The organism is Arcticibacter sp. (assembly GCF_045629565.1).
GTDB lineage: Bacteria > Bacteroidota > Bacteroidia > Sphingobacteriales > Sphingobacteriaceae > Arcticibacter.
The window spans coordinates 91,060-117,178 of sequence record NZ_JAZQRL010000104.1; the positions used below are offsets into that span (position 1 = coordinate 91,060).

The following is a 26,119-nucleotide window of genomic DNA, read 5'->3' on the forward strand; positions in this document are numbered from 1 at the left end:
AGTCATACCACCATTCTCAATGGAAAACGCCGCAATGCCCCACCAGCCGGAACAATATTACAGAAGTCTTATCCATACCATGCACCAGGGGTACGTTCGTCTGCAGGTAATTTTCGACGAACAGCACCAGCCGGCAGCACTCCACTGCCTGGAAGCAAATACAGCCGCGCGTGAAATGCTGGGATCACGGCTTGCAGGAGAGCACCCTTTTAAACTTGATGACTACTACGCAAAGCGTCTGCTGGATGTTATGGGCAGAGTTGCCCGCACCGGTGAATCGGAACGCCATGAGCTTTCGGCTACATCCACAGATGGCTGCTATGATTATACTGCGTTCAAAGCCGGAGCACCTGAAGAGTATCAGGTGGCGGTGATATTTGAAGACTCCGTTAAAAGGCACCGCCAGATTACGACCCAGGCAATCGATAAATACCTTACACTCTTTAACTCCATTGATCAGGGTTTCTGCACCATCGAAGTGTTGTTTGATAGTACAAATAAGCCTGTTGATTACCTGTTTCTTGAGGTAAATCCTGCATTCGAAGCGGAAACTGGTTTACGCAATGCTACGGGCAGGACGATACGGGAACTTGTTCCAAACGCAGAAGAAAAGTGGTTCCAGATATTCGGTGAGGTAGCCATGACGGGGGTATCGAGGCACTTCGATGAAAGAGCAGATGCATTGAACCGGTGGTACGACGTTTATGCTTTCCGGATAGACGAGCCTGAGAAGCGTCGTGTTGCCCTGCTTTTCAATGATGTAAGCAAAACCAGGAAAGCAGAAGAAGCTTACAAGGCAAGGCTCGAGCAGGAAGTAAGTATGCGTACTGCCGAACTAAATGAGAACAGAGATCTGCTGACCTCCATTTTAAATACGAGCCTCATTGCGATGTCACTTATGGAGGCGGTTCGTGACGAGGCTGGCAACATCGTCGACTTCAGACTACGCGTTGTAAACAAACAACTTGAAAAGCAGACCGGACGTGACGACTTGGTTGGAAAGTGCTATGCTGCCGAATATCCCGGGATTAAAATTACAGGCATTTTTGATATTATGGTTCGCGTGATGGAGACCGGAATATCCGCCGGAATGGAATATTTTTATCCTTACGAAGGTCTTAACAGGTGGTTCTCTTGCATGTTTGTTAAGATCGACGATGGCATAGTCGCCACTAACCTGGACATCAGCGAACGCAAATATGCAGAAGAGGAGCGTTTTAAAAATTATATGCTGCTGCAGCAATCTGAAGATCTAGCTAAAATGGGCAGCTGGGACTATACCCCTCATACGAAGACGCTGAACTTCTCAGATGGCATGTACAGGCTTTTCAATAGGGAAAAACGGTCGCCAGTTACCCCTCAGCTCTTTCTTCAATATGTAACCGAAAGCAAGTTCATTATCGCTAAGAACATGCTCCGGCTTCTCTATGCAGGTGAAGAAAACTTTGAGGAAACGCTGGAGATCAAGATCGACGGAGAGAGGAAGATCCTGCATTTCAAAGCGGTGGTCATGAAAGGTGATGCAAGTCATCCGACCCGCGTCCTCGGCGTAACGATGGACGTAACCGCGACCCGTACCGCTGAAGAAAAGATACGACAGATGGAGGCCGAGCAGCAGCTGGAGATCTTCAAGGTGACATTAACTACACAAGAAGAGGAACGGCGGCGGATTTCGGAGAGCCTGCACAACGGCCTCGGCCAGGTACTTTACGCCATTAAGATGAGCATGAATAATCTCACGTTCAACTCCGCTACAGAAAGGCAAAACGAATTCCACAAAGCAAAAAAATACACAGAAGACCTGCTGGCAGATGCTATTAAAAGCACCCGCGATATCTCTCATGCACTATCTCCTATCCTATTGGAGGATTTCGGGTTAAAAGCGGCTTTAGAAGCGATTTGTAACCAATTGGAAACGTCAACGAAGTTCCGCTGCCAGGTTGAACTAGGAAATACTTTCATCGATAAATCGTTGGAACTGGCTGTATTCCGAACCGTCCAGGAGCTCATGGTCAATACGGCTAAACATGCCAAAGCTACCGATGCTTATGTGGAGGTTAGAGGCGACGGCAACAATCTCTTTATAGTGGTTCGAGACAACGGAATTGGTTTCCACGCAAAAAGAAACCGGGGAGGAGGCATTGGGCTAGCATCTATAAGAAGCCGTGTTAAACTTCTTAACGGAAGTTTTTTGATTACTTCACCTCCTGAGGGCGGAACAACCACTACAGTAAAACTGCCAATTATCCTTTGACCGTCAAGAATAGAAGCTCATCGGACAGAACCTGCACGCTTCACACGTTCAGCCCCAGTCGAATTATAACGGCTAAATCCCAACCAAAAGGAAGGTACCGAAATGTTGTTTCGCGCATTAGATAAGCCCGCCAACACGAGCTTTTCAATCGCTAAAACAAATCCCGGTCAATGAGGTATATCTGTGAATAAAACATATCTACCTATGAACACAGATCATAAAATCAGCAGACGTACCGCCATTGGCAGCCTTGGAGCCGGCCTTGCTGCGCTTAGTATTAGTCCGGCACTCGCCGCAGGCGAAATCGCCGAAGGCTATCAGCCAGGTCAGCCATTACAAGATCCCCTAACCATGTATCCAAAGCCTCCCTTCAAAGAACAAAAGCAGCCATGGCCGGGGCTGGCAGGCAAGATGGAGCCTCGTCCCGATCATGGCGAACAAAGTTATAAGGGCTCAGGGCGACTCACAGGCCGTCGCGCACTGATCACCGGTGGTGATTCAGGGATGGGCAGGGCCGCTGCCATCGCTTTCGCACGTGAAGGGGCCGATGTTGCCATTAACTACCTGCCGGATGAAGAACCCGATGCGCAGGAAGTCGTTGCACTCATCAGGAAGGCCGGAAGGAAAGCGGTAGCGATTCCGGGCGACCTCCGGGAGGAGTCTTTTTGCCGGCAGCTCGTAGACCGTGCAGTAAAAGAACTAGGCGGCCTGGATATCCTTGTTAATAATGCCGCGCGACAACAAACAAAGGAGTCTATTTCCGACATCACATCGGCAGACTTCGATGCAACAATGAAAACGAATGTATACGCGCCTTTCTGGATCACCAAAGCGGCTTTGCCACATTTAAAGCCGGGGGCAGCCATCATAACGACTACTTCGGTACAAGCCACTGATCCATCAGCCGAACTGTTCGATTATTCACAAACTAAAGCTGCAAATACGGCCTTCGTTCGATCACTGGCCAAACAGCTGGGACCAAAGGGCATCAGAGTAAATGGCGTCGCACCTGGTCCTATATGGACACCTTTGCAGGTGAGTGGAGGCGCAACCATGGAGAAACTTACCAAATTTGGAGAAGATACTCCAATGGGCAGACCCGGACAACCGGCCGAACTGGCATCTATATATGTACAGCTTGCCGCAGCGGATGCCAGTTACGCTAACGGTCAGATTTATGGAGCTGCAGGCGGCGGTGGACAACCTTAATCAATCGAAACCTTTTTATATCAGCCTGTCAGATCATATAACATGAGGCGGGCTGATCATCTTCCCACCGCTGGGTGTTTGTGTTAAACGAAACCTGTTTCTGGCCCTGTCAGCATACATGATTCCCAGGAGAATACTCGAAGAGTAGGTGAGTACACAAGCGATATTATGCTGATATATCGAAATAAAGCTCATCACGAGAACCACAAAATATAATTGCCATAACGAAACAGAAAAGCTGCCGACGATATGCATTTCCTTCGAACCGCAGAGGGCCACAGTAGCTGTCATAATAGCCAGGACGCTGATAAACGCTCCTTCCATAATATGGTTTCGCCCGGCAAATGTTGGAAATATCAGATGTGCGAGAATAAAAACCGCTGAACTGATCATCACGCTGATCACATAAAACTTAAGAACCCGTTCGCCACCGACACGCTTTTGAAGGACGCTCCCGAACAACCATAATGCTGCCATACTAAGAATCATTTCGTCAATTCCGGTATGCACAAATTGGTGTGTGGCAACAGCCCACCACTGAGAAGTCACTCCTTCTATATTGGAGGACAAAGCGTAACGCGACATATCCTGGTTTGTTATGAACAGCTGTAATATAAAAACGGTGAAATGCAATAAAATGAGCAATTGTATTCCGAACCTTAATGGTGCAATTTTCGCAGTATTCATCATAATTATTCCCTTTATAGTCCGGCCAATGAAGCTCAAGAAACAGACCAAAAGAGCCTGTCTTTTCAGCTCGCCCGGTTCCATCACGAGCATAATCAGCTGGTTTTCAGAACCCATACAACATATTAGCGGAGGCTTGGATGCGCAATAATTCTATGGAACATCAGAAGGCACATTGTAGAGAAAGCCCACACAATGAGTGGTTTTTGTTCGGTATTATTAGAATAATCAACTCAGAACTGTAGCGTTTAAGACGGCAATTACGTTTTGACCTTAACTAGCTGACTCCATCATGTATCGTCCTTTCAAAATCCTCACCTCCCTTTTCTGCCTTGTCTTGTTGTTTTCTGCCTGTAAGAAAGATGAACGAACAGCGGATGAATGGGGACAGCTTGCAGAAGCGAAACTTAAAGAGATCAAAAAATTGGGCGAAGCCATCCCCTGTGATAAGCAGGCAAACGTAACCCTCCAGGATGTTCCTATGGGCTGTGATGCGCAGTATTTCCCTGTGCTGTCTTCCGATATCGAAGAATTCAACAGGTTAAAAAGCGACTATCAAAAGTATTCTGCTGCGCAGGCTGAAGCGTGGGCTAAAGAGGGCCGGGTGGCTGATACAGCCCCATGTTGGATGGTTTCCTGGATGACAGAGCAACCCTTGCGACTAGAATGTAAAGACAGCAAGGTAAAGCTAATCACTACAGAGGACATCAGCATCGCGGAAGCAAAGTCTCTCGCAGAGATCACACACAAGCAGGTGACAGACTATCTAAATATGCAAAAATGCACCAGTTCAGCCAATTGGGCGTATACAGCACTGATAAAAGACAAGACAATGGGGATACAATTTATTCCATACTCAGTAAGTTCCGATTCGAAGGAATTCAAACAAAAGGTGTCGCTTTATAACCGATTAATGTTGAGAATCATTGATGCAGAGGGTTCAAGAGACCTTACGTCTGATGTTCCGAGGGTAGAAGGGGTAGATTGCGTAAACGGTAAACCGGTACTTCGGATGATAGAATAAGGCCGGATTATTGCGCATTCTTTCCAGTCAGCGCGCACCAGAGGGACAAAGTCATTTGCACTATACTGCAACGCTTAAGCCCCAAAGTTTTGGAAAGCGAGTTGTCGCCTGAAAAAAGGCGCTTTGCATCCTCGACATTGGGAAAGGAAGTTGATGAGCGATATCAGGCACGGCTGTTTGACCGATATTTCCAGGTTCCTCAAGATGGAAATAACCAATCAGGTTTGGGTCTCGGCCATTTCTGAAGACTTTATTGAAGCTCAAGGGGGCAAGATATGGGTGGAAAGTGCAGTGAGAGAAGGAAGTAAATTCTGCTTTTCGCTGCAGGCGGAGCGTAATTTAAGAACCTATAACTACAACTGCTCATTGAATTTGTTTTTAAAATATTTAATTTCTCCTTTTGCCTATATTTGTCCATGACAAAGAAGGTCGTGATTATTGAGAAAGACAGAGATATTCTGGAAGTTGTATCCTACATATTAATCGATGCGGGTTACTCAGTTAGCCCTTTTGGTACAGAAGAGGTAACCCTCGAACATATCATTAAAGAAAAACCAAATCTTATCCTGCTCGATGTTATCAATATATCGGAAGAAGGAACAGCCTTATGCCAGGCGATCAAAAAGAACTACAGGCTTGCAAACGTTCCGATTGTTGCGCTTTCAACCCATTTGAAACCACAGCTGATAAAGGAAACGTGTGCTGATGAGGTGATGAAAAAACCATTCGATATAGACGAGCTTCTTCAGATTGTAGAAGACCATATATAGCTACCCGCTATAAGAAAGTAGCGGAATGGTTACTTAGGAAGCTGGATATAAAAGACAGAGCCTTTACCTTCCTCACTATCAAACCAAATGGTGCCATCATGCCACTCGACAATCGTTTTGATGATCGACATACCCAGACCCGTCGAAGGCTCTCCCTGGAGACCGGTTCGCCGGGCGTCATTAAATTTTTCGAACAGGGTTGCATGATACCTTTGGGGTATACCAATACCGTCATCAGCAACAGTGATCAATATATGTTGTTCCTGCTCTTCAATACCAATGGTGATCGTTCCCCCCTCCGGTGTAAACTTCAGCGCATTTGACACAAGATTATTGATCACCTGAAGGAATTTATCCTCATCTACAGCTACATAAACGTGCGAACGGCTTGAAGTAAAATGGATTTGCTTGTTAAGCTCCGCCTGATGGTTCAGATAATCTTCTGTCTGGATCTTAATCATCTTGATAAGATCAATACGCTTCTTGACAAGCTTTACACCGGCACTTTCCAAAAACTCATGGTCCATAAAATCCTTAATGAGCTTGATACACCTCAGGCTGAATTTATTGACCAGTTCTGCGTATTCCCTCACTTTCGCATTTTCCGCGTGGGAAACCTCTCTGCCTAACAACGTTGACAAGTTTCGGATAAGGCCTAATGGGGCAGCCAGATCATGGGCGATGATACTGAGAATGGAGTTTTTTTTAGCGTTGTGCTTACTGATCACATTGAGCTGGCTCTTATAAGTTGTTATATCTTCAGCACATCCCATAAAGAAACGCCCTGCCGCTTCTGTGATCAGATAGGGGAAAACACGAATGTATCTTTGTGATTCTCCGCGGACGACCCTGCATTCTACACTCCCGACGGTATTGCCCGATAGGCAGGCTTCGCATTGAGATATGACATACTTCTGATCTTCCGGATGAACCATAGCCAGGAGCAATGGAACAGTCGGCTCGACATCCAAATCAAAAAAATCGATGAAAGCAGGGTTCAGGTAAGAAAACCGATTTTCTTCCAGATGATAAGAAAAATACAGTTGATCAGAAGCTTCTGTAAGCGAATATAATGTATTGGGCACATCCATAGTCGGCAAGTATTCCCGGTTGTTTAGCTACCAGACTTTATTAACTATAATCCGTTTGATAAGTTTTAATTACGCGGTTGATTTGACTTTTCGATATACCGAAAGCGGAAATATCCTGAATCAGATGCCAAACACGTTAAGGCAGACTTTATCATTCGCGGACACCTGTTTCTGATCAGTCCGGCGCCAGCTGGCAGGCAGTTAGAGGGAAGCTAGAGGGAAGGTAGTGGGTGTAGCCGCACCTTAGCCGCCTTGCAGCCACGTTGTAGCCACGTTTTGCAGGAAAAAGGTGGCTACAACGTCGCTGCACCGTGCCTACACCCTGGCTACACCCACTAGCTGCCCACCAGCTGCCCCCTAGGTGACCACTAGCCGTATCCTGGATGTCTGAAGACTGACCGAAACGAAAAAGAGGGTAGTCATAGCATGAATGACGCACCCTCTTTCTGTTTATACCCAACCTTTTTCCTAAAATATATACTTCGTACTTAAAAAATTAGATGTCTCATCTCCCACAATCTGGTTGATAAGAGCTTTATTGTTATCATTCAATTTAGTCGCAACCAGGGATCGGATAGAGAACGATCGCAACGCATCAACGACTGAAAGCGTGCCTTCGGCACTATCTTTCCGCCCGGTGAACGGAAAAACATCCGGGCCTCTCTGGCACTGGCAGTTGATATTAACCCGGCTAACCTGATTGACCAAAGGATCAATCAGGGTGGATAGTTCATGAGGATCGTTACTAAACACACTCACCTGCTGGCCGTGGGTAGACTCGATAAGATACTCTATCGGTTCTTCCACATCCGAAAACGGAACAACCGGAATTACAGGTCCGAATTGCTCTTCACGATATAACTTCATCTCCTTATTTACCGGATACACAATAGCAGGATAAACAAAAGATTCGAAAGCCTCCCCACCATGAGGATTAACCACCCTGGCGCCATGTGCGATGGCATCATCAATGCACTCTTTTAAATAAGCCGGCTTACCAGGTTCCGGAAGCGGAGTTAGTGCAACACCTTTCTCCCAAGGCATGCCATATTTAAGCTTTGCTACTTCCGCTGACAGCTTTTCCAGAAACTGCTCCGCTAAGGTCTCGTGCACATAAATGATTTTCAACGCAGTGCAGCGCTGCCCGTTGAAAGACAACGACCCGAGAACCGTCTCACTGACGGCCAGATCCACATCTGCGGCAGCCGTGATAATAGCGGCATTCTTGGCGTCAAGTCCCAGGATCGCCCGCAGTCTGTTCACTTTGGGATGTAGTTTCTTTAGCTCATTGGCCACCTTACTTGACCCGATCAACGTCAGCACGTTAATCTTACCTGACCTCATCAAATCGGGCACAATAGAATTCCCGCGCCCGTAAATGGTATTCACTACACCTTTCGGAAAGCTGTCGCGAAATGCTTCCAGTAAGGGATAATGCAGCAAGGTGCCGTGTTTAGGAGGTTTGAACAATAGCGTATTTCCCATTATAAGTGCCGGGATCAGCGTCGTAAACGTCTCATTTAAGGGATAATTGAACGGCCCCATACAGAGCACCACTCCCAACGGAGACCGGCGTATTTGCGCCACAATACCCTGTTCAATCTCAAATCTTGACGACTGCCGGTCGATATCCTTCAAGGCGTCGATAGTAGCATAGATGTATTCAACTGTCCGGTCAAACTCCTTGACAGAATCAGTAAAGGATTTACCAATCTCCCACATAATCAGCTTCACAACCAGGTCCTTTTTCTCCAGCATCTTATACGTAAATTCCTCTACGTGTTTGATCCGGTCCTGTACGCTCATAGTAGGCCATTCGCCACGGCCATCGGCATAAGCAGCAACGGCCGCATCAAGTGAAGCCTGGGCCTCCACGGGCGTACATATCGGATAGGTCCCAATCAGTTTGCGTTTCAGACCTTCGGCCGACCGCATACATACGGGGGAATAAACGGCGTGGACGTTTCCGTCCCACTGCTTCATCTCCCCATCGCTCAGATATTCCCGCTGATGAACTTCATCTATCATGAACTCCGGAGGAACCTGGCCTTCCTCTAAAAAGATAGATTCAAGATTTAGGGTTTCGCTCATTTGATTATTGCATTGGTTAAACCAAATATACTGAAAACCACCCATCACCCTCATATATGTGCATTTTTGTCTACTTTCGCAGAAAGTTAATAAAATTTCAATTTTATGCTCAATAGAGTAGTAGTTACAGGAATGGGCGTCATTAGCCCCTTAGGTGCAACCGCCTCAGCGTTCTGGCGGGCGATCGTTGCAGGCGAAAGCTCAGCAGCCCCGATCACTCATTTCGACGCTTCAGAATTCCGCACACGTTTTGCATGTGAAGTAAAGGACTTTAACGCTTCAGACTATCTGGACAGAGGCGACATAAAGAGAACTGATTTATTTACTCAGTACGCCCTTATCGCGTCTGATGAAGCGATAAAGGATGCAGGAATTGACCTCAAGGATATGGACCCTTTCGATGCCGGAGTAATCTGGGGATCAGGACAGGGCGGTATGCAGACCTTCGAAGATCAGGTAACGGAATATGTAACAGGTGATGGCAAACCCCGGTTCAGCCCGTTCTTTGTACCAAAACTTATTGCCAACATGGCATCCGGAATGATTTCCATCCGCAACGGCTACATGGGTATCAATTATACTACTGTTTCGGCATGCGCAACGTCGAATACAGCGATCATGGATGCCTACAATTATATCCGTTTAGGCCAGGCCAAGGTGATCGTTACGGGCGGCTCTGAAGCCCCGATCACACCAGCTTCTTTCGGAGGGTTCAGCTCGATGAAAGCGATGTCTGCACGAAATAGCGACCCTCAAACAGCATCCCGTCCATTTGACGTGGAGCGAGACGGATTCGTAATGGGTGAAGGCGCGGGAGCCCTTGTGTTGGAAGATTATGAACATGCGGTTAAACGCGGTGCTCATATATATGGCGAAATTGTTGGCGCTTCCATGACAGCCGATGCTTACCACATGACGGCCACGCATCCCGAAGGCATTGGCGCAGCGAAAGCTATGGAAAGAGCACTCGGGCAGGCCTCTTTGTCAATCAAAGACGTCGACTATATTAATCTGCACGCTACTTCTACACCTGTAGGCGACCTTTCAGAGATTAACGCTTTACTCAACCTTACCCAGGGGGAAAAGCTGAAGTTTAAAATGAGCGCTACCAAGTCCATGACCGGACACCTGCTTGGCGCTGCTGGTGCAGTTGAGGCAGTGATCTGCCTGTTAGGAATTCGTGATCAGGTTATTCCGGCAACGATCAATACCACACAGCTTGATCCGGCAGTTCCTGACAGCCTTAGCGTAGTGCTTGGTGAAACCATTGATGCTCCGGTAAAAGTGGCGATGAGCAATACATTTGGATTTGGCGGGCACAACGGAATTGTTGTATTTAAAGCAATCTAAGACATCATCATCAAATGAAATTTTGACACTTGAACTGATATTTTTTCAGTCCAAAATGTGAAAATGCGCAATGGCACACCTCTTGTATATCCCTTAGTGTATTAAAAATGGTAAGTATCTCTAATTGAATCATTAAACTAATTTTAAGGAGGAAAATCAAGATGGCACTTGTTAAATTTAATTCAGACAAGAAAAACAACGCATTAATGCCAGGCTTTAATGATGTTTTCGACTCTATCTTCAACGACACATTTTTTACAGACCGCACCGTGATGCGGGTGCCTGCCGCTAACATCAGTGAAACCGAAGATCATTTCCACATTGAGCTGGCTGCTCCAGGCTTGAAGAAAGACGATTTTAAAATCAACTTAGACAGAAATGTCCTGAGCATATCAGCTGAACAACGTTCTGAACAAAACGATAATCAAAAGAACTACAGCAAACGTGAGTACAGTTACAATTCGTTTGTCAGATCATTTACACTGCCAGAAAGCGCTGATGATAACGGTATCGAAGCAGAGTATGTTAATGGTGTACTGAAGATCAACATTGCTAAAAGAGAAGAGGCGAAATCTGTACGCAAACAGATCGACATTAAGTAACAATTTTCTTTTTCTCAAACAAGAAAGGCCGGTCATGTAAAATGACCGGCCTTTCTTGTTTGAGAAACTATGGATTATTTTTCCCACCAAACCTTGGTGTGGATATCATCTCCCCCGATACGGTCCGCAGCAATCTGATAATTTTCAGGATTGTACTGACGAACGTCGCTATGGTACATGAAGCGGGTAGGCATCACCCCATCATGGAGCATATGAGGTGTTTTCGGCAGCCTGGGAAAACCCGTCCTCCTGTATTCGAACCATTGCTGGTAATCATTGAAAAACAGCGCAAGGTATTTTTGATTCATGATCTGCTCGAAACTTCCATCAAATGCCGCCTCCTGATTTTGGAAATAGTTGGCGGGCATCAGGCCATTTTTCCACTGCGTAATCCCTGCCGTTACCGCTTTTTCATAAGCCGTTTTGGCAGCCGTCTGATCTCCCGCCATCAGCGCAACTTCTGCTTTAATAAATTCGACCTCTGCATAAGTCATTAATACCTCGTAGATCTCTGTTCCGACAGCACTGGGGTACATCAGGTCGCCATTAGGACTGCTAGGTGTATAGTTGAACTGTGACACGTCGCCAGAATGTGCAGAAGGAATGCCTCTAAAGCCGATATCGACAGGTTTACCATCAACGATCTGACTGGCCCGCGTCATGAACAACGCTCTCCTGGGGTCTTCCAAGCCGTTCAGCATATCAACGAAGAATTCGCTCATAGCTTCAGAGTTCACATAATCCTGCCGACGGCTCCAGGCATAATCATATGGAGCAATCCCCGATATCTTTACCAAGGCAGCTTCCGCATTACTGGTAAATACAGGATACTTTTCAGGATCAGCGATCATGGACTTCAGGCGCTCATAGCTATTCATTTCCGTTCTTTTCGAAACTCTCAACAGCATACGCATTAAAAGAGAGTTATTGAACTTTCTCCATTTCAGTTTATCGTTATTATACAGCAGGTCGTTCCCTGACATGACGCCTTCGCCTGCGTAGATGTTATTTGCTTCTTCCAGTTCGGCAATGAGTGTCGTGTAAATCTCCTCCTGGGTATCAAACTTCGGCTGACTGATATTCTCCTCCGCTTTAAGTGCCTCGGAAAATGGCACATCCCCAAAACTATCGGTCAGTATGCCTCCGATATAGGCTTTTAAAGTGATCGCGACAGCCCGGTAGGCAGGCTGGGCATATACTTCTGCCGCTGCTTCCATTTCCCTTACATTGCGTAAATAACGGTAGGTTGTATTCCAGGTGCCGTTACCCGCAGATTCGGAAATATCGTAACGGTGGGCCCCTAACTGCACACTTGGATTGGGAAGCCCTACCTGCATCATCTGCCAGGTAAAATCATAACTTCTTACGGTAAAGTAATTACTCATACCATATATAGTTGGCGTGAGCAAACTACCTGGAGTTACCTTCTCAATCAGGTTGGGATTGGTATTCAAGTCTTCAAAATCCTTCGTACAAGAAGAGAGTACCACGATATTGAGGAATGTAAAAACTGCGATTATACTTCGTTTCATTATTTTATTTTTATGGGCTCTCGGGAGCCTGATCATCCAATATTAATTATCCCGGCGATGCTGCTACAACGTAAGTCTGAGATTCAATCCAAAGGTTCTTGTGCTAGGCATCTGGCCCATTTCAACACCCGGCATAATGCTCGAGCCGTTGAAGGCAGCGGTCTCCGGATCGAAGATCGGGAAGTCAGATATAACCGCCAGATCTCTTCCGTACAAGGCAACACTTGCACCGGCAATCTTAGCCCTACTTAAGAAATTTTTCGGAAGGTTAAACTCCAGTCGCACTTCTCTTAACTTCAGATAAGAGGCATCGAAGCTGTTCGTTTCTACGTTAGCCCGACGGTAATAATCAGAGTACCAGGTATTGATATTGACCTTTGTGGTGTTTGGTGAGTAGCTGCCATCTGCATGGAGCACCACTCCCTCACCCAGAACTTTGCCTTCTTCTCTGCCAACCAATGTGTGTCTCAGCTTACCGGTTTCCGTTAGTTTATGGTGGGTCTGTGAGTAGATGATTCCGCCGTATTGCCCATCGACCAGGGCGCTCAGCTTCCAGTTTTTGTATCTGAATTCATTATTGAACCCGCCTTTCCAGTCAGCATAGGCATTACCGATCCTCACTTTTTCAGCAGGGCGAACAGCCAAACCGGTGGATTGGTTAAAAATAACCTGTCCTTCTTCATTTCTAACCAGACCGTATCCCCAAAGATCACCCGTTGAACCTCCTTTTGTCACGATAGTCTGCACTGCCCCTGCACCACTGGATGCGATAATCTGCTGGTAGCCTTCAACATCCTCGCTTAGTTCTAACACCTTATTACGATTCCGGGACCAAGTGATGGTAGAGGTCCACCCGAAATCCTTACTCACTACGGGCCTTGCATTCAACATCACTTCCACACCGCGATTACGGATGACACCTCCGTTAATCCAGGCCTGGCTAAAGCCTGTCGTTACATCAAGGGGAACGGATAACACCTGGTTCTTGGTGGTCGTCTGATAAAGGTTAACATCTGCATCTATCCGGTTATCGAATAAAGCGAAGTTAGCGCCACCTTCCCATGACTCTGTTTTCTCTGGCTTCAGGTTTGCGTTATGCAACACGCTGGGGGCTTCTGCCGAACCAGGAAACACAGAGGTATTGTAATATTTACGGGTTTGGTAAGGATCGGTATCAGAGCCTACCTGTGCCCACGATAAGCGGAGTTTGGCAAAAGATACTACTCTGGGCAGCATAAAGATGTCGCTTAATATATAACTTGAACTGACAGACGGGTAGAAATAAGAGTTGTTTCCGTCAGGCAAAGTCGACGACCAGTCATTGCGACCTGTAATATCCAGGAATACCTTATCATCCCACGCGAAGTTCATCAGTCCGTAAGTACTGTTCACCTTTTTCTCAATAAGTTCGTTCTCCGCAACCGGAACGGTAAGCGCATTCGAGAGCTTATACACCCCCGGCAGCAATAAACCTCTGGCTATACCGCTGTTTTCCTTGAGGCTCCTGCTCATCAGGTTTCCTCCCAAAGAGGCCTGGATGCTCAGCTTGGGGACAATTTTATCTTTAAAGGTCAGCATGGCGTCCGTGTTTGACTCGAAGAAGCTGACGTCTTGCTGCTTGTAATAGCCAAGAGGAAAATTAGCTGTATCGAAAGTTCTTCTCATTTCTCTCTGGTCCTGACGGCTGCTCAAGCCCGACCGGAACATCACATTCCATTTATCATTGAAAGTATATACCCCCTGCAGGTTACCGTCTATGTTATGACTATTGATACCGTTAGTCATTTCATGGGCTATCAGATATGGGTTCTCAATGTAAGAACTGAAGGGGTGGATCTGCTGAAGTTGCTCCTGCCCTTTTTGCCATCTCGGCTCGTACCATTTAACCGGGATACTCGGGTTCTGAAGAATCATGAAATAAGCTATGCTCTGATTATTATAACCCGTACCAGGTACGTTATCGCTTGATTTGTTGGTATAAGCAAACTTTCCGTTTAATTGTAGTTTATCTGAAAGCTTCATACTGGAATTAAGGGATGCAGCCAGCCTTTCAAATCCGGTATTGGGCATGATCCACTCGTTTTTGGTATGTGTCACCGATCCACGGGCAGTAAACCTGTCATTGCCCCCGTCCAGGGATAGTGAGTTTTGGAACGTTGATCCTGTTCGCCAAAAATCCTTTATGCTCCCGTCCTCGTAAGGAACCCATGGTGTCCGGGTAAGTCCCTGAGTGCCGGTCTCCGGATCGTATTGAAAGTAAGACTGTCCGTTAAACTTCGGTCCCCAGGCGCTGGATGTACCACCTGTACTGACACCATCCTCTGAAGCGGCATAAGAGTAGTATAGCTCACCTGCGGCATTTCTGTTATTGTTACCCTGGCCATATTCATATTGATAATCAGGCCAGCGCAGGATATCATTGAAACTGGAGTTTGAATTAAACGTTATGCCCAGGCCGCCTTTCCTGGCCTTACCGGATTTGGTGGTGATGATAAGGGCACCATTGTTAGCCCGACTACCATACAGCGCTGCTGCCGCTGCACCTTTGAGCACAGTTACCGATTCAATATCATCAGGATTGAGATCCGAAACACCATTTCCAAAATCAACAGGCACATCGTTGTCACCTCCAGCTGATACCGCACCGTAGGCATCATTCACGCCGGAAGTAATTGTCCCCGAAGTCATGGGAACGCCGTCAATAACGATCAATGCGTCGTTTCCATTGGGTTTCAGTGAACGGTCGCCTCGCAGATTGATACGGGTACTGTTAAACGGCCCTGAACCACCTTGTGTAAGTGTTAAGCCGGGAACCTTTCCTTTCAAAGCATCTGACCAGTTATTGGAAGGTACGTCGGCAATGTCCTCTCCCTCAACCTTCGTAATTCCGTATCCCAGCGATTTTTCCTCGCGTTCAATACCCAGCGCGGTTACCACCACTTCGTTTAAAGCATTACTGCTTGAACTCATGCTAATAACGAGATTTTGCCTTTCTGCAGCTACCACATGCCTGGCTGTGGTGTACCCGATCATATTAAAAAACAGTTCGGTTCCTTTAGGGACTCTTAAATTGAACTCACCGTTAGCTCCGGTTGCACCAAGCGCTCTCCGGCTCTGATCTGTAATGGTTACACCGGGTAAAGATAACCCATCGTCTCCATCCATTACCCTACCTTTTACGGTAACATTTTCTTGCTGCCCGGTGACGATCACTTCATTAAACATGCTGAAACCTGCCGCCTGAAGACTGTGTGTGCTTGCCGCCAACACTGAAAAAGCAATCAGCCTGATAGCCTTGCTAACTCGATTTTTACGTGGAAAAGTGCTCTTCATTATACTTCTTTACAAACCTTATTTTGACCGGAAGCACGAATTGCGGCTCCCGGTTGATGCAGCAAATGTCTGCTTCATTTATAAAGTGAATGTTAAGTCAGGATTACCATAGAAGCCGTCAGGAGCTTGAAGTTTAGCTCTTAAGTAGCGGCAGGCGCTAAACATTTTAAGCGATGAAGGTGTTAGACTGAAAAACGATCAAACTATGAAAAGCACATTAAAGTACACCTTCCTCGCATTCGCATTCGTACTGGCAACGTCTGCCTGTAGCTCTAATAAATCAGAGAACAGAACAAGCGATTCTATAGATTCTATAAATGACTCTATTCAAAATGATACAGGCGCTCTTGATCTGACATCCCAGGCTGATACCATTCCAGATGATGGAGCAGGTGTCGATACCTCCGGGATGTAGTTACTGGTCTGCTTCAACAGACTATTGTGAGCCGGTAGTAAGGAGTGGAAGTGAGCCCGGCTTTCTTCCACTCCTGGCAAAGACCTATCCTTATTATCAGTGTATAATTCTGTGGCGGCAATTGTGTAGCGCACATCCGGTGGACGCTCCGTAAATTTAGAGTAGCTACTAACCATTAAGAACTAATAATTGCCGTGATGTCTCTTGAATTAAAAAAGCCGGAAGTTTCGCTCCAACCAGGACAGCGTTTCGATCAATTTCCCCAGAGGAACCTGGATATTATAAAAGAAAGGCACTCAGAGCATGAACGAATACCGGCACATATCTCCCCGTTAAAAATCATCTGGACGGTGTTGGTAGCCTCGTATTTCCTGGTAAGATCAGGATTACGAACTGGAGGAAACCGTTAGGATTACGCATGGATTATGAAGGAACCTCCATATGATAAGAATTCTACTCTCCATCCTCAGTCTGTTTTTACTATTGGTATCATGCAAAAAAGACAACTCCAAAGACGATCCGCTTAGCGACGACTTCCATGATGTAAGATTCAACATAATGCTATCCGACCGGAACATCCTTGAACCTCCCGTTTCGGGCGTTGTGCCTTCTTCTGAATCCCGGCCCGGGCACAAGCTTTCAGATTATTTCGAAAAACTGGAGTACTATCTGTATAACTCCAGCGGCATAAAGGTTGCCAGCCTGAATATGGATGCAGATGATTCCGCTATGGCATTTAAGATCCCGGTTGTCAGCCTACCTTCAGGAATATATACGGTCGTATTTTTAGGCAGACGGGAAAAGAGCACCGGAAATTCCTCTCCGATTTATTTCGGAGACGACCAGGGTTCGCCCTACCTGGCACATTCCATACAAAGGGAGGTAACAGATCTGTTCTATGCTTCGCAAGACTTCGAAGTTAAAGACCAGGATGCCGATATCGACATCCCACTTAGACGGCCAGGAGGTAAATTCAAAATTGTAATCGAAGATGACCGGATAGCCAATGTTGAAAGAATAGGGATGCTTATCAACGGATATACTTTATTCTACCCGAGAAGCGACAATCTCGCCCAAAGAAAAGACATCAGTCTGCCCATACTGAAAAACTACATCACGTCATTTGAAATTGTTAATGGTATAAGCGTCCCCAAACAGGTTTACGTAGACTGGAGCTACGAAAACTTTGTCTTCACCAAATCGTCAAACAATACTTTGGTAAATGCAACCGTAAACGCTTATGACCGGTCGAACAATGTTCTGTCGCAAAAGTCTTTAAACAACATCATAGTCGAGAGGAACAAGACCACTACAGTAAGGGTAAAGCTATTCGATTAGCTTCTCTATACTCATGAAACGTCTACTGTCGGGAAACCGCTACCACTTGTTTACGACGGATGATAAGCACCCAAGCAATTAATGCCCCCGTAAGCGCCATGCCAACCCCTACCGCCTCCGGCGATGTATAACCTAAACCTGCCGCGATAGGCAAGCCCCCAAGGAATGCACCGAGGGCGTTTCCCATGTTAAATGCTGCTTGCGTCATTGATGCACCCAGCATTTCGGCCCCTTTCGATGATTGGATCATCAGCATCTGGATTGGAGAAGCAATCGCCAGTGAGCAGCTTCCCGCGATAAATGTCAGCACCAGTGACATCACCTGACTCTGGGAAAAAAAGAATATAAGGGCCAGGGTAACCGACATAGCCAATAACAAGACGACGCAGGCCGTCAGCGGCTTCAATCTGTCTGCCAGCTTACCACCGACCAGATTTCCAACGAACATACCAAGACCCGCAACCATCAGAATATAGGGAACCGTTGACTCCGAAAAGCCGGAAACTTCCGTCATCAGGGGTGCTATATAACTGATCCAACAGAACAAACCGCCCGTTCCGATAGCAGTGATCAAAAAGATCAGCCAGGGATCCAGGCGCGAAAAGACTTTCAACTCAGACCGTATATTACTGGTTTTAGATCCCGCAAGGGCTGGCAACGCAAGGTAGACCGCACACATCGTGATTAACCCGATCAACCCAATTCCCCCGAATGTAAACCTCCACGAATAGGTATGACCGATATAAGTACCCAGTGGTACAGTGAGCAAGTTAGCAATCGTGAGCCCGCTAAACATCAGCGAAATGGCTTGCGCCTGCTTTCCTTTGTCTGCCAGCCGGCTAGCCACAACAGATCCTACGCCGAAAAACGCTCCATGAGGTAATCCGGACATAAAACGCGAAATGAGCAGTATCGTATCGTTAGGGGCAAAAGCAGAGAGTGTGTTAAATACCGTAAACAGCAGCATGAGACCGACGAGAATTGTCTTGGGAGCCATTCTGCTGGTACCTGCAACAAGCAAAGGCGCCCCGATCATCACACCTAAGGCGTAAGCCGAAATCATATGCCCCGCCTGAGGTATGGAGATGCTGAAATCTCTTGCTACGTCAGGCAGCAAGCCCATCATGACAAACTCTGTAGTGCCTATCCCAAGCCCACCTAAGGCAAGGGGAAATAACTTTCTTTTCATAATATCTTAGCCGCCCTAATCTTTCGAGCGGCAAAGATACTTTTCTGAACTGCAAATAAGTCCTGGCTTATGTTAATACAATATCATCTTTGATGCCCCAGGAAGTTCTGGTACCATTATTTTTGCGCCATAACAAAATTTCCAAAGTATACTTTCGACTCCTGATCATAAGAAAACGGAGCAGTCAGATAGAAGAACTTTGGCACATTCGCCTTAAACATCTTCGTGTCCAGAACCTTAGATTTGTTAATATATACACGCATGCTCTCAGCCTCTACTTCAATTGCCACATGTATCAGGCTATTGGAATAGTTAGCAAAGGGATACTTTACGCTGTTGTAAACTTGGGTATCACTGCTCGAGCTGGTTATTTCCTTGTTATGGAAATGCAGCTGGGTGTTGGTAATAGCATTTCCGTTGTAAGCATCCGTCAGGTGGTTTTTAGCCCCGTTGTCCCTGGCGAATCCAAAAGACATACTACCGATATCAGCGGCTTCTGCACTTCTTGTAATCAGGTCGAATTCGATCGTAAACGCAGCGGGAGTATTTAACAAACTGTCGATTTTGTAAGTAGACTTTTCTGACAGAGCCAGCCATTTACCAGGAATATCGGGAATGGATACGATGCTTCCGGATCCACTTGATTTCCACTTCTTTGCCATTCTGCCCGCAACATCAGTTTTGAAATCGGATTCAAATAAGACCGTGCCACCGGGAGTGAACCCATAAACTTCGTCCACTTTGGGCGCATTTTGATGCGAGGACCCGTCTGTTTTCTGATTTACAGCGTTTGAGCTCTTTCCGTCAAGCACTTCCTCTATCTTTTTATTTGCCTTTTCTTCCAGCGTTCGCTGCATTTTTTTCCATACCTGCGCCTGGGTGGATACATGGCTGAGAAGCAGGACGCCAAATCCTGCGATGATCTTTGTTTTCATAGATGTATTTGCCTTATTCAAAAATATGATTTGCAGCAGATTTTTTATCGTTTCGATACAATTTATTTAAGTTTACGAAACCTGTGGATTAAAAATAGCGTTTCATGATAACATGGCAATACCTCATGATAAAGATTCGCTGCAGGATACCGTTAGAAGCAGCTATTTAAAACTCAGAGCCGAACTTCAACCCGATCTCCTGGCAGTAAGCGACTTGCGGGAACTTGACGGACATGTTAAGGGGACGAAGATGAGCCTGAATAACCTACTGGCGTATCTGCATGGTTGGGGTCAGCTCGTTTTAAAATGGGTCAGCAAAAGAGACCAGGGAGAAACGCTGAACTTGCCTGAAACGGGGTATAAATGGAATCAGCTAGGTCTGCTTGCTCAGAAATTCTATGCTGACTATGAAGCAGATGACTATCTCAGCCTCTGCAAGAAGCTTGATACAACCGTCGAAGACCTTCTCCTCCTTATCGAGAGCAAAACGAATGAGCAATTGTATGGCGAGTCCTGGTATAACCAATGGCCACTTGGAAGAATGATTCAATTTAACAGCTCTTCTCCTTACGCTAACGCAACTACAAGGATCCGCAAATGGAAAAAGGTCAGGACTCAGCAGGAGCAATTATCCTGACCACCTTCATGTATCTTTTTCTATATTTTTCGTTCAGCGCTGACTCTGTAACGCCATACGCTTTTCCTGATGTGGAATGTATGAAACGAAGTGGTTCGCCGGGGTCGGACACCACCATACCGATATGTCCGATATTTCTGATTTTAGGATTTGTGCCAGTGAACAAAATCAGGTCGCCGGGGCCAGCGTTTTTAAGATCGACCGTCGTTCCCGCTTTTGCAAATGCAGCTGAACTGCGTGGTACAGCAATCTGAAAGTTCCTGAAAACATAATGTATAAAGCCCGAGCAGTCAAAGCCGGTTTTGGGATTGGCAGATGCGTATTTATATCGAATGCCAGTCAGCGAACGTGCGAATTCAATTATTTTTGTTTGCAAAAGAGCAGCATCTGAAATCTTTTCAACGGGACTGATGGTACTGGCCGGATTGGCCGTTGCAGAACTTTGTACATGTAATAGTGGTGGCGCGCTCAAAAGCAAAGCCAGCATCAAAAATCTCTTCATAGTAAATCGCGAAGCCGCAAAGATAGCAAATTGCATATAGCGTACAACGCTGCTAGACAACCTGATCGAATATATCGCTCAACGTGTGCACAAACGCTATAGTGGAGTTCAGTTTTAAGTATCGCCTAAACGCAGGCTAAGATCTCAGCCCACTTATATCCCGGTTCGGAGTTGCAATATCTCTTTTCATTCTATAAGTGTTGACTGAGAACGAACAAAGTAATACATTTCGACTTTCCAATTAAGTGAGCCCATGAATATTCACTTCAAGCTGTTTGTTTTTTTAATCACCTGGTATGTCTGCCCGCTTTCTGTGCATGCGCAAGAGGCAAGCTATATCTATGCCGATGTGGTATTGAAAAACAAGACAACAGTCACTGGAGTAATCCGATGGAGCAGTGGCCAGATCTTCTGGACAGACGTTCTGCAGGTCTCTAAAACCGATCCTCTGGCATTGAAATATCTAAAAAAGTATCAGCTGGACAAGCTTCCCGGCAGCAGGGACAATACCGACGGTATAAACTGGGAATTTATGAACCTATGGAAGGATAAACTACCGCAAAGGCGCCAGGAGACGTTATGCCGGTTTGGCGATATGGTTTCCATACATGTTACAGGCGCCCAAAACGCTCAGATTTTCTATAAAAGCGGCACGAAGATACGCGTCAGCGGTGGTCCGGGAATCGGCGATCTGGGCAAAGATATTCTGGTGTACAGCACAAAGGCCCAAAAAGTTGCATGGAAAGACATCAGCAGAATTAACTTCAGGGAAACAGGTGAAAGTAATCTTCCGTGGAAAGGCAAACCGTTGTATGGCACCGTATACACGGTGAATGGACCTGTTAGCGGTTTAATCAAATGGGATAAGTCGACGTTTGCTGCATCAGCTGCCATCTACGGAAAAAGCGCTGACCGGATGATCGGGGTGAGCTTCAATCAAATCAAAAGGATTTCCAAAAAAGATCAGGGAGCTGTTATCACACTTCATTCGGGAAAACAGGTCTTTTTGAAAAGCACCCGGGATGTTAGTAACTCAAATCGCGGAATCATTGTTACCCATCCGGAGAACGGTCAGGTAGTGGTACCATGGTCGGCATTTAAATCGGTCATTTTCCATCAGCAACAGGGCCAACCCGTGACTTATAATTCTTTCGTCAAACCAAGAAGAATCTATGCGCAGGCATTCGGGTCAGAAAACCGCATTTTAAAGGGTAACTGTACTTTTGACATGGATGAAGAATGGAATTTTGAGATGCTTGAAGGAACGAGCAACCGTATTTACTATAAAATTCCTTTCAGCCATATTTCTGCTATTACACCGCAGAATGAAAAACAATCAACCGTTATTCTGAAAGATCAGCGATCTTTGACCCTAAATAACGAGAATGACGTTTCCGCGCTCAATTGGGGACTCATTATATGGTTAAAGAACTCAAAGTATCAGTATCTTCCCTGGGAAGAGGTAAACAAAGTACAATTCAGATAATGAAGAAGGCATCCGGGCAGAAAAGCAATATAGCACTGTGGTTATTGGCAACGGTGGTATTATTGCTCGTTTGGAGCTGCTATAACCTGTACCAATCGGACGTCCAGCTGATATATCTCGCCGCCATTATGTGGATTTTCACCGTGGTGGTCCTGCTTTGGTACGGGAACAAGTGGATCTTCGATTTTCTGAATTCACGGATTTCATGGCTTTCCCACCCTTCTAAGCGCTTCTTTTTACAACTTCTGATCAGTTGCGTTTATTCACTATTGTGCATCAATGGGTCTTACTACCTTTTTAAGATTCAAACCACACTCACTCCGCCTGACTTATCACAATTTGTGGTTTTAAATGTATACGGACTGCTTTTTCTTATTCCGGTGCTGCTTGTTAACTTTAGCGTGTATTTCATGCAGCAATGGAAAAAAGCTCACGTTCAGTCGAACAAGCTGCAGGAAGAAAACCTCCGGACTCAACTAAATTCTCTGAGAATGCAGCTGGATCCGCACTTTTTGTTCAATAATCTGAATGTGCTTTCGTCATTGATAGAGAAGGATCCGCGTACCGCACAACATTTTCTGGATAAGTTTGCCGATGTATACCGGTACGTGCTGGAATTCAACAAAGAAGAGCTCGTTCCGGTGAGTGAGGAGCTGGGCTTTGTTGATGCTTATGTGTATCTTCTGAAAAAGCGATTTGAGAACCAGTTGCGAATTGAAATCAACGTACCTGCGGGGCTTGTCGACTCATTTTTTATTCCTCCTCTCTCTGTTCAGTTACTGATTGAAAATGCATTGAAGCATAACAAGCTTTCCACAGAAAGCCCATTGCATGTGGAGGTTTTTATTGAAGACCAAAACTGGCTAACGGTACGCAACTCCTATGCTCCACGATCAGGATCAGGGGTGAAACGAGGTAAAATGGGATTGGAAAGTATTCGAAAAAGATACGCATATCTATCGGCTTTGAATTTAAAAATCCATCAGGATGATTCTTTTTTTGTAGTAAGTTTACCCCTGCTGGAAATAGAAGAGTAAGATACATGGACGTTTTAATTATAGAAGACGAGAAGCCCGCAGCAGAAAGACTGATCAGCCTATTACAGGAGTACGACCGGGAGATCACGATCCTTGATGTGATGAACTCAGTAGAAAGTACAGTAGAATGGTTGAAGTCGAACAAGCTGCCTGATCTCATTCTGCTTGATATCCATTTAGCAGACGGACTCTGTTTTGAAATTTTTGAGCAGGTGCCGGTTAAATGTCCGGTTATCTTTTGCACAGCGTATGATGAATACGCTCTCAAGGCTTTCGAACTGAATAGTATTGATTATTTGCTGAAGCCTGTCCAGCAAGCGAAACTTGCGAAGAGTCTGGAGAAGATGAAAGAGCTGAGCCGGTCGCAGGAAACAGGCAGGGCAATCAGCGCCCAGGTACATGACTTAATGGGACTTATCAAAAAACGCGAAGCTTCCTATAAATCGCGATTTATGGTAAAAATAGGCAACCGGATCAAAGCGATCAAGACCGAGGATATCGCTTATTTCCATTCTCAAAACAAACTAACGCTGCTGGTGAATAAAGAAGGAGGCAGCTTTCCTATCGATTATGCTTTGGACGAGTTGATCAATTTCCTTGATCCGGCAATCTTTTTTCATGTTAACCGAAAATTAATTATTCATATTGATGCGGCCCGCGAAATTCACCCTTACTTCAAAGGAAGAATGAAGCTCATCCTTCACCCGCCGCTGGAAGACGAGGTGATTGTTAGCAGCCAGCGTACACCGCTGTTTAAGATCTGGCTGGATCAGTAGTTCTTTTTCATCCTGGTATTTTCCAGTTCGGGTATGAAAATATCCAGCTATGTCGATAATCTGTTTGTTTTGTGGTTTCCAAATCGTCTTTTTATGAAAATTACGCCTTGTTATTGAATGAAAAGGACTAAACAAAACACCAAATTAAAGGCAGTCTTGGCATTGGCCATTGCAGCCGCTTTCAGTATTAACACACCGGGCTTCGCCCAATATCCCCAAATTCCACAGGACGTACAGAAAGCTACCAACGATATGATGGAGGCTGCGCGCAAGCAGTCTGATGAAGCATGGCAAAAAGCACTTCCGATTATTGAGAAAGAAGCTAAAGAAGGTAAGCCTTATATTCCATGGGCGGGCAGACCAACTGATCTGCCACAGGCGGAGATTCCTGCTTTCCCGGGTGCGGAAGGTGGAGGCGCTTATTCTTTCGGTGGTCGCGGAGGTAAGGTTATCGTAGTGACCAGCCTGGCTGATAACGGTCCGGGTACCCTCCGTGAAGCTTGTGAGGTAGGTGGCGCGCGTACAATCGTCTTTAATGTTTCCGGAATTATCCGCCTCAAAACACCGCTGATCATCCGCGCTCCTTATATTACTATAGCCGGACAGTCTGCTCCAGGTGACGGTGTTTGTGTAGCCGGAGAATCTGTGTGGATCAACACTCACGATGTAGTGATCCGATTCATGCGTTTTCGCCGCGGGGAGACTTACGTAGGTCGCAGGGATGACGCCATCGGAGGTAACCCGATCGGGAATATCATGATCGACCACGTGTCGGCCAGCTGGGGTCTGGATGAGAACATGTCGATGTACCGCCATATGTATAATGACAGCACAGGCAAGAAAGAGGATAAACTGGCGACAGTTAACCTCACCATCCAGAACTCTATCTTCTCGGAAGCCCTGGATACCTGGAATCATGCCTTCGGTAGCACCCTGGGTGGAGAGAACGCTACTTTTATGCGTAACCTTTGGGCTAATAATGCAGCACGGAATCCATCCATCGGCTGGAACGGCATCTTTAATTTCGCCAATAACGTCATGTTCAACTGGGTGCACCGCTCAACCGACGGTGGGGACTATACCGCTTTATATAACATCATCAACAACTACTATAAACCGGGGCCACTTACCCCGCTCGATCAGCCTATCAGCTACAGAATCCTTAAACCGGAGTCAGGCCGCAGTAAGCTTCCATATGTGGTATTCGGAAGGGCTCACGTAACGGGTAACATCATTGAAGGCAATAAAAAGGTAACCGACAATAATTGGGACGGTGGTATCCAGGTAGAAGATAAAAAAGGCGAGCTGATGTCGTACGAGCAATCACAGCCTTACTTTGCCGCGATGAAGGTAGAAAAGCCTTTCCCGATGGCGCCAATCACTATCCTTCCTACACAAGAAGCTTACAAGTATGTGCTCGATAACGCTGGCGCTACGCTACCTAAACGCGACCCGGTAGATGTACGGGTTGTGGAGCAGGTCAGAACCGGGAAGATCAATGCGCTGAAGAATGTAAAATTACCTGAGACGGATTTCAAACACCGCAGGTTACCGAAGGATTCTTACAAAGGTGGCATCATTACCGACATCAGCCAGGTAGGTGGTTATCCGGAGTACAAAGGTAAACCTTACCAGGATACCGACAAGGATGGCATTCCGGATGCCTGGGAAAAACAGAACGGCCTGAATCCCAAAGATGCAAGCGATGCTGCCAAATATCGCAACGACGGTTACACCAACATCGAAGCCTACCTGAACAGCCTCGTAGAGGTGGCAAAAGTGAAGCCGATGAAAATTTAAAGTTTTAGTTTAATACAATGATAGAATAACCAGCCGCGAAAGCGACTGGTTATTTGCTTTT

Annotated in this window: 22 protein-coding genes; 14 read left to right on the forward strand and 8 right to left on the reverse strand. The window is 46.1% G+C overall.

Annotation, left to right across the window (positions count from 1 at the left end):
- Nucleotides 1-19 precede the first annotated feature (19 nt).
- Together ACKI5J_RS14115 and ACKI5J_RS14120 are read left to right on the forward strand one after the other, a co-directional pair.
- Nucleotides 20-2,254 carry an ATP-binding protein gene (locus ACKI5J_RS14115; RefSeq protein WP_407430131.1) on the forward strand — a complete coding sequence of 745 codons (2,235 nt, stop codon included), beginning with the start codon at nucleotides 20-22 and terminating at the stop codon, nucleotides 2,252-2,254.
- Between the two features lie 204 nt (nucleotides 2,255-2,458).
- Nucleotides 2,459-3,463: an SDR family oxidoreductase gene (locus ACKI5J_RS14120; RefSeq protein WP_407430132.1), complete on the forward strand. Its 1,005-nt coding sequence runs from the start codon at nucleotides 2,459-2,461 to the stop codon at nucleotides 3,461-3,463.
- A gap of 33 nt (nucleotides 3,464-3,496) precedes the next feature.
- Here ACKI5J_RS14120 and ACKI5J_RS14125 read toward each other — a convergent pair whose 3' ends face one another.
- The gene (locus ACKI5J_RS14125; protein ID WP_407430133.1) at nucleotides 3,497-4,048 is read right to left on the reverse strand and encodes a rhomboid family intramembrane serine protease; all 552 of its coding nucleotides are present in this window, start codon (nucleotides 4,046-4,048) and stop codon (nucleotides 3,497-3,499) included.
- 394 nt (nucleotides 4,049-4,442) lie between these two features.
- Between ACKI5J_RS14125 and ACKI5J_RS14130 the strand changes: the two genes are divergently transcribed.
- Nucleotides 4,443-5,174: a hypothetical protein gene (locus tag ACKI5J_RS14130; RefSeq protein ID WP_407430134.1), complete on the forward strand. Its 732-nt coding sequence runs from the start codon at nucleotides 4,443-4,445 to the stop codon at nucleotides 5,172-5,174.
- Nucleotides 5,175-5,590: 416 nt separating this feature from the next.
- Entirely contained in the window at nucleotides 5,591-5,944 is a 354-nt protein-coding gene (locus ACKI5J_RS14135) for a two-component system response regulator (RefSeq protein ID WP_407430135.1), read from the forward strand.
- Nucleotides 5,945-5,973: 29 nt separating this feature from the next.
- Here ACKI5J_RS14135 and ACKI5J_RS14140 read toward each other — a convergent pair whose 3' ends face one another.
- Nucleotides 5,974-7,029, reverse strand: a complete 1,056-nt coding sequence (locus ACKI5J_RS14140; RefSeq protein ID WP_407430136.1) for an ATP-binding protein — start codon at nucleotides 7,027-7,029, stop codon at nucleotides 5,974-5,976.
- Between the two features lie 474 nt (nucleotides 7,030-7,503).
- Nucleotides 7,504-9,126, reverse strand: coding sequence for an NADP-dependent glyceraldehyde-3-phosphate dehydrogenase (locus ACKI5J_RS14145; protein WP_407430137.1), 1,623 nt, complete (start codon nucleotides 9,124-9,126; stop codon nucleotides 7,504-7,506).
- A gap of 105 nt (nucleotides 9,127-9,231) precedes the next feature.
- On the opposite strand from ACKI5J_RS14145, the gene fabF reads away from it, so the two are divergent.
- The gene (gene fabF / locus ACKI5J_RS14150) at nucleotides 9,232-10,476 is read left to right on the forward strand and encodes a beta-ketoacyl-ACP synthase II (RefSeq protein WP_407430138.1); all 1,245 of its coding nucleotides are present in this window, start codon (nucleotides 9,232-9,234) and stop codon (nucleotides 10,474-10,476) included.
- Between the two features lie 161 nt (nucleotides 10,477-10,637).
- Nucleotides 10,638-11,078 (forward strand): Hsp20/alpha crystallin family protein, encoded by a 441-nt coding sequence (locus tag ACKI5J_RS14155; RefSeq protein WP_407430139.1) that lies wholly within the window; start codon nucleotides 10,638-10,640, stop codon nucleotides 11,076-11,078.
- A 74-nt stretch (nucleotides 11,079-11,152) separates the two neighbouring features.
- Here ACKI5J_RS14155 and ACKI5J_RS14160 read toward each other — a convergent pair whose 3' ends face one another.
- Nucleotides 11,153-12,610 carry a SusD/RagB family nutrient-binding outer membrane lipoprotein gene (locus ACKI5J_RS14160; RefSeq protein WP_407430140.1) on the reverse strand — a complete coding sequence of 486 codons (1,458 nt, stop codon included), beginning with the start codon at nucleotides 12,608-12,610 and terminating at the stop codon, nucleotides 11,153-11,155.
- A gap of 63 nt (nucleotides 12,611-12,673) precedes the next feature.
- Nucleotides 12,674-15,943 (reverse strand): SusC/RagA family TonB-linked outer membrane protein, encoded by a 3,270-nt coding sequence (locus ACKI5J_RS14165; RefSeq protein WP_407430141.1) that lies wholly within the window; start codon nucleotides 15,941-15,943, stop codon nucleotides 12,674-12,676.
- Nucleotides 15,944-16,148: 205 nt separating this feature from the next.
- On the opposite strand from ACKI5J_RS14165, the gene ACKI5J_RS14170 reads away from it, so the two are divergent.
- The 3 genes from ACKI5J_RS14170 to ACKI5J_RS14180 all read left to right on the forward strand — a co-directional run bounded on the left by ACKI5J_RS14170 (nucleotide 16,149) and on the right by ACKI5J_RS14180 (nucleotide 17,696).
- Nucleotides 16,149-16,358 (forward strand): hypothetical protein, encoded by a 210-nt coding sequence (locus tag ACKI5J_RS14170; protein WP_407430142.1) that lies wholly within the window; start codon nucleotides 16,149-16,151, stop codon nucleotides 16,356-16,358.
- Between the two features lie 197 nt (nucleotides 16,359-16,555).
- Nucleotides 16,556-16,768: a hypothetical protein gene (locus tag ACKI5J_RS14175; RefSeq protein WP_407430143.1), complete on the forward strand. Its 213-nt coding sequence runs from the start codon at nucleotides 16,556-16,558 to the stop codon at nucleotides 16,766-16,768.
- Nucleotides 16,769-16,799: 31 nt separating this feature from the next.
- Nucleotides 16,800-17,696 (forward strand): DUF6562 domain-containing protein, encoded by an 897-nt coding sequence (locus ACKI5J_RS14180; RefSeq protein WP_407430144.1) that lies wholly within the window; start codon nucleotides 16,800-16,802, stop codon nucleotides 17,694-17,696.
- 22 nt (nucleotides 17,697-17,718) lie between these two features.
- Here ACKI5J_RS14180 and ACKI5J_RS14185 read toward each other — a convergent pair whose 3' ends face one another.
- Nucleotides 17,719-18,885, reverse strand: coding sequence for an MFS transporter (locus ACKI5J_RS14185; protein WP_407430145.1), 1,167 nt, complete (start codon nucleotides 18,883-18,885; stop codon nucleotides 17,719-17,721).
- A gap of 116 nt (nucleotides 18,886-19,001) precedes the next feature.
- Nucleotides 19,002-19,820, reverse strand: a complete 819-nt coding sequence (locus ACKI5J_RS14190) for a hypothetical protein (RefSeq protein WP_407430146.1) — start codon at nucleotides 19,818-19,820, stop codon at nucleotides 19,002-19,004.
- A 112-nt stretch (nucleotides 19,821-19,932) separates the two neighbouring features.
- Here ACKI5J_RS14190 and ACKI5J_RS14195 point away from each other — a divergent pair, with 112 nt between their 5' ends.
- Nucleotides 19,933-20,457, forward strand: coding sequence for a ClbS/DfsB family four-helix bundle protein (locus tag ACKI5J_RS14195; protein ID WP_407430147.1), 525 nt, complete (start codon nucleotides 19,933-19,935; stop codon nucleotides 20,455-20,457).
- On the opposite strand, the gene ACKI5J_RS14200 is transcribed toward ACKI5J_RS14195, so the two are convergent.
- Nucleotides 20,429-20,959, reverse strand: coding sequence for a C40 family peptidase (locus tag ACKI5J_RS14200; protein WP_407430148.1), 531 nt, complete (start codon nucleotides 20,957-20,959; stop codon nucleotides 20,429-20,431). The two genes, ACKI5J_RS14195 and ACKI5J_RS14200, sit on opposite strands and share 29 nt — an antisense overlap.
- A gap of 253 nt (nucleotides 20,960-21,212) precedes the next feature.
- Here ACKI5J_RS14200 and ACKI5J_RS14205 point away from each other — a divergent pair, with 253 nt between their 5' ends.
- The 4 genes from ACKI5J_RS14205 to ACKI5J_RS14220 all read left to right on the forward strand — a co-directional run bounded on the left by ACKI5J_RS14205 (nucleotide 21,213) and on the right by ACKI5J_RS14220 (nucleotide 26,058).
- On the forward strand, nucleotides 21,213-22,445 hold the full coding sequence (locus tag ACKI5J_RS14205) for a hypothetical protein (RefSeq protein ID WP_407430149.1): 1,233 nt from the start codon (nucleotides 21,213-21,215) through the stop codon (nucleotides 22,443-22,445).
- Nucleotides 22,445-23,482, forward strand: coding sequence for a sensor histidine kinase (locus ACKI5J_RS14210; protein WP_407430150.1), 1,038 nt, complete (start codon nucleotides 22,445-22,447; stop codon nucleotides 23,480-23,482). Before ACKI5J_RS14205 ends, ACKI5J_RS14210 begins: the two co-directional genes overlap by 1 nt.
- A 5-nt stretch (nucleotides 23,483-23,487) precedes the next feature.
- The gene (locus tag ACKI5J_RS14215) at nucleotides 23,488-24,258 is read left to right on the forward strand and encodes a LytR/AlgR family response regulator transcription factor (RefSeq protein ID WP_407430151.1); all 771 of its coding nucleotides are present in this window, start codon (nucleotides 23,488-23,490) and stop codon (nucleotides 24,256-24,258) included.
- Between the two features lie 117 nt (nucleotides 24,259-24,375).
- On the forward strand, nucleotides 24,376-26,058 hold the full coding sequence (locus ACKI5J_RS14220; protein ID WP_407430152.1) for a polysaccharide lyase: 1,683 nt from the start codon (nucleotides 24,376-24,378) through the stop codon (nucleotides 26,056-26,058).
- Nucleotides 26,059-26,119: the final 61 nt, after the last annotated feature.

Bases quoted from the DNA above. Each gene is read 5' to 3' on its own strand.
- ACKI5J_RS14115 (WP_407430131.1), top strand. From the start codon at position 20: ATGGAAAACGCCGCAATGCCCCACCAGCCGGAACAATATTACAGAAGT.
- ACKI5J_RS14120 (WP_407430132.1), top strand. From the start codon at position 2,459: ATGAACACAGATCATAAAATCAGCAGACGTACCGCCATTGGCAGCCTT.
- ACKI5J_RS14125 (WP_407430133.1), bottom strand. From the start codon at position 4,048: ATGTCGCGTTACGCTTTGTCCTCCAATATAGAAGGAGTGACTTCTCAG.
- ACKI5J_RS14130 (WP_407430134.1), top strand. From the start codon at position 4,443: ATGTATCGTCCTTTCAAAATCCTCACCTCCCTTTTCTGCCTTGTCTTG.
- ACKI5J_RS14135 (WP_407430135.1), top strand. From the start codon at position 5,591: ATGACAAAGAAGGTCGTGATTATTGAGAAAGACAGAGATATTCTGGAA.
- ACKI5J_RS14145 (WP_407430137.1), bottom strand. From the start codon at position 9,126: ATGAGCGAAACCCTAAATCTTGAATCTATCTTTTTAGAGGAAGGCCAG.
- fabF (WP_407430138.1), top strand. From the start codon at position 9,232: ATGCTCAATAGAGTAGTAGTTACAGGAATGGGCGTCATTAGCCCCTTA.
- ACKI5J_RS14155 (WP_407430139.1), top strand. From the start codon at position 10,638: ATGGCACTTGTTAAATTTAATTCAGACAAGAAAAACAACGCATTAATG.
- ACKI5J_RS14160 (WP_407430140.1), bottom strand. From the start codon at position 12,610: ATGAAACGAAGTATAATCGCAGTTTTTACATTCCTCAATATCGTGGTA.
- ACKI5J_RS14165 (WP_407430141.1), bottom strand. From the start codon at position 15,943: ATGAAGAGCACTTTTCCACGTAAAAATCGAGTTAGCAAGGCTATCAGG.
- ACKI5J_RS14170 (WP_407430142.1), top strand. From the start codon at position 16,149: ATGAAAAGCACATTAAAGTACACCTTCCTCGCATTCGCATTCGTACTG.
- ACKI5J_RS14175 (WP_407430143.1), top strand. From the start codon at position 16,556: ATGTCTCTTGAATTAAAAAAGCCGGAAGTTTCGCTCCAACCAGGACAG.
- ACKI5J_RS14180 (WP_407430144.1), top strand. From the start codon at position 16,800: ATGATAAGAATTCTACTCTCCATCCTCAGTCTGTTTTTACTATTGGTA.
- ACKI5J_RS14185 (WP_407430145.1), bottom strand. From the start codon at position 18,885: ATGAAAAGAAAGTTATTTCCCCTTGCCTTAGGTGGGCTTGGGATAGGC.
- ACKI5J_RS14190 (WP_407430146.1), bottom strand. From the start codon at position 19,820: ATGAAAACAAAGATCATCGCAGGATTTGGCGTCCTGCTTCTCAGCCAT.
- ACKI5J_RS14195 (WP_407430147.1), top strand. From the start codon at position 19,933: ATGGCAATACCTCATGATAAAGATTCGCTGCAGGATACCGTTAGAAGC.
- ACKI5J_RS14200 (WP_407430148.1), bottom strand. From the start codon at position 20,959: ATGAAGAGATTTTTGATGCTGGCTTTGCTTTTGAGCGCGCCACCACTA.
- ACKI5J_RS14205 (WP_407430149.1), top strand. From the start codon at position 21,213: ATGAATATTCACTTCAAGCTGTTTGTTTTTTTAATCACCTGGTATGTC.
- ACKI5J_RS14210 (WP_407430150.1), top strand. From the start codon at position 22,445: ATGAAGAAGGCATCCGGGCAGAAAAGCAATATAGCACTGTGGTTATTG.
- ACKI5J_RS14215 (WP_407430151.1), top strand. From the start codon at position 23,488: ATGGACGTTTTAATTATAGAAGACGAGAAGCCCGCAGCAGAAAGACTG.
- ACKI5J_RS14220 (WP_407430152.1), top strand. From the start codon at position 24,376: ATGAAAAGGACTAAACAAAACACCAAATTAAAGGCAGTCTTGGCATTG.